A 2,371-nucleotide genomic window follows, 5' to 3' on the forward strand; every position below is an offset into this window, starting at 1 on the left:
GCTTTTCCGGAGTCATAAGTCTGTCGCCACTGACGGTATCCACTCTCAAAACCATCTGGAACAGACCCCGTGCCCTCAAGCTCAACGACACTCGCCCGCAGCGCATCGGCAGCAACGGGCAAATGAGCCACAGTCTGCATCTCCTTTTCATTGGTCGGTATCGGCACGTCGGTGACGGAGATCGAAACGATCGGCTGGCCTTTTCCCGCAAAAGTGTCAGCCGCACCTACAATTACTCGCGAGGAAGCGGGCGCTGCTCCGTGATAAGTCCAAATCTGGCCCGGTGTAAATGGTGCGGTCTGAGCCATGGCTGCCTGACAGATCGACAAACAGAGTACCGGGATGCTCCACAGAAATGTCCGGCACGCCGCTTCCATGAGGTCAGCGCTACCCCAGCACCACGTTGGCGGCGGATTCGGGCAAATCTTCGCCGAAGGCGCGCTGGTAGAATTCGGCGACCACCGATCGCTCCAGCTCGTCGCACTTGTTGAGAAAGGTGAGCCGGAACGCCATGCCGATATCGCCGAAGATCTCGGCGTTTTCTGCCCAGGTGATGACGGTACGCGGGCTCATCACGGTCGAAAGGTCGCCGTTGATGAAGGCCGAGCGCGTCATGTCGGCGACCCGCACCATCTTGTTGACGATATCCTTGCCCTTGCTGTCGCGATAGTGCTTGGCCTTGGCCAGCACGATGTTCACCTCATTGTCGTGCGGCAAATAGTTCAGCGTGGTGACGATCGACCAGCGGTCCATCTGCGCCTGGTTGATCTGCTGCGTGCCGTGATAGAGGCCGGTGGTGTCGCCCAGGCCGACCGTGTTGGCGGTGGCGAACAGCCGGAAGGCCGGATGCGGGCGGATGACCCGGCTCTGGTCGAGCAGCGTCAGGCGGCCCGAAGATTCCAGCACGCGCTGGATGACGAACATCACGTCCGGACGGCCGGCGTCGTACTCGTCGAAGCAGAGCGCGACATTGTGCTGATAGGCCCAGGGCAGGATGCCGTCGCGGAATTCGGTGACCTGCAGCCCGTCCTTGACGACGATGGCGTCCTTGCCGACGAGGTCGATACGGCTGACATGACTGTCGAGGTTGACGCGCACGCAGGGCCAGTTGAGGCGCGCGGCGACCTGCTCGATATGGGTCGACTTGCCGGTGCCGTGATAGCCAGACACCATGACCCGGCGGTTGTAGGCAAATCCGGCGAGGATCGCCATCGTCGTGTTCTTGTCGAACAAATAGTCGGGATCGACGTCCGGAACGTGCTCCGAAGAAACCGAATAGGCCGGCACCACCATCTTGGAATCGAAGCCGAATTTGTCCTTCACCGACACTGTCGTGTCGGGCAGGTTGGCGATGTCGCGGTCGACCTTGTTCATCTCTATCCACGTCTCCACGGGCGAAATGGCTGATTTCGCCGGCAATCGATTTTGTCCGGGGGCGGTCTTAGAGCCTTTTCCAACCTTGTGAAAGTTGGAAAACGACACGAACCGTAGGGCCGCTCAGCACAATCCTGCCTGCTTGAGCACGCGATAGGCCTGGAGCACATCGCGGAACCGGTCTTCCGAACCCCTGTCGCCGCCATTCGCATCCGGATGGTGACGCTTAACCAGTTCCTTATAGCGCGCCTTGATATCCTTGCCAGTCGCCTTTGTATCAAGGCCAAGAGTTTCCAGTGCCTTGGCCTCAAGGGGCTTGGCCTTGCGCTCGCGCGCCTCGCGCGGATCCTTGGGCCCGTTGAATAGGTTGAAGGGGTCGCGCATGCGGTTGTAGTAGCCGGCGCGGCCGGAGCGCTGCTGGGCGAAATCGGGCGCCGAGCGCATCCCGCCGCCATTGGCTCCCATGCGCCAGGTCGGCCGGTGTCCGGTCAGTGCCTCTTTCTGGAAGCGGGCGACCTCGGTGTCCGGCACGCCCGAGAAGTAGTTGAAGCCCTTGTTGTACTCGCGCACATGCTCGAAGCAGAAGCGGAAATACTCGCCCTCCTTCAGCCGCCCGACCGGCGCGCGATGGGTGCCGGCCTCCTTGCAGCCGTCCCACTGGCAGATCGGTGCGCGCGACTTCAGCTCCGCGTCCTTTTCCGGCCGGATGCGGATTTTCTCGAAATATTTGGGATACGGCTTCATCTCACCCATTTATGGGCTGTTCGCACGTGCGAAACAAGAATTGACATTTCCGCGATGATCGCCCTAACCGCTGAATCGCGGCTTAAAAGCGGTCTGAAATTGAGATTTTGCAGCTGTGCCGTAGATAGGTTGCGGCTATGCCGTCAACAATTTGCGGCTATGCCGTCATGTGGTGAAGGGAAGCTCCAATGTCCATACAGTCGACGATGGAAGACAAGCTGAAGGCGGCATTCTCGCCGGAGCGGCTGGTCAT

3 protein-coding genes are annotated in these 2,371 nt (G+C 60.2%); all 3 read right to left on the reverse strand.

The genetic code is table 11. The features are described from left to right. A partial coding sequence (locus tag EN742_RS38840; RefSeq protein ID WP_210214502.1) for a hypothetical protein occupies positions 1-308 on the reverse strand: 308 nt, incomplete at its 3' end. Positions 309-387: 79 nt separating this feature from the next. Then, entirely contained in the window at positions 388-1,374 is a 987-nt protein-coding gene (gene cobS / locus EN742_RS32050) for a cobaltochelatase subunit CobS (protein ID WP_126058059.1), read from the reverse strand. 123 nt (positions 1,375-1,497) lie between these two features. After that, a complete protein-coding gene (locus EN742_RS32055; RefSeq protein WP_126058058.1) occupies positions 1,498-2,127 on the reverse strand; it encodes a J domain-containing protein in 630 nt (209 codons plus the stop codon). Positions 2,128-2,371 lie beyond the last annotated feature (244 nt).

It is taken from the genome of Mesorhizobium sp. M4A.F.Ca.ET.020.02.1.1 (assembly GCF_004022645.1).
Lineage (GTDB): Bacteria > Pseudomonadota > Alphaproteobacteria > Rhizobiales > Rhizobiaceae > Mesorhizobium.

Coding starts and splice junctions, on each gene's coding strand:
- cobS (WP_126058059.1), bottom strand. CDS start 1,374: ATGAACAAGGTCGACCGCGACATCGCCAACCTGCCCGACACGACAGTG.
- EN742_RS32055 (WP_126058058.1), bottom strand. CDS start 2,127: ATGGGTGAGATGAAGCCGTATCCCAAATATTTCGAGAAAATCCGCATC.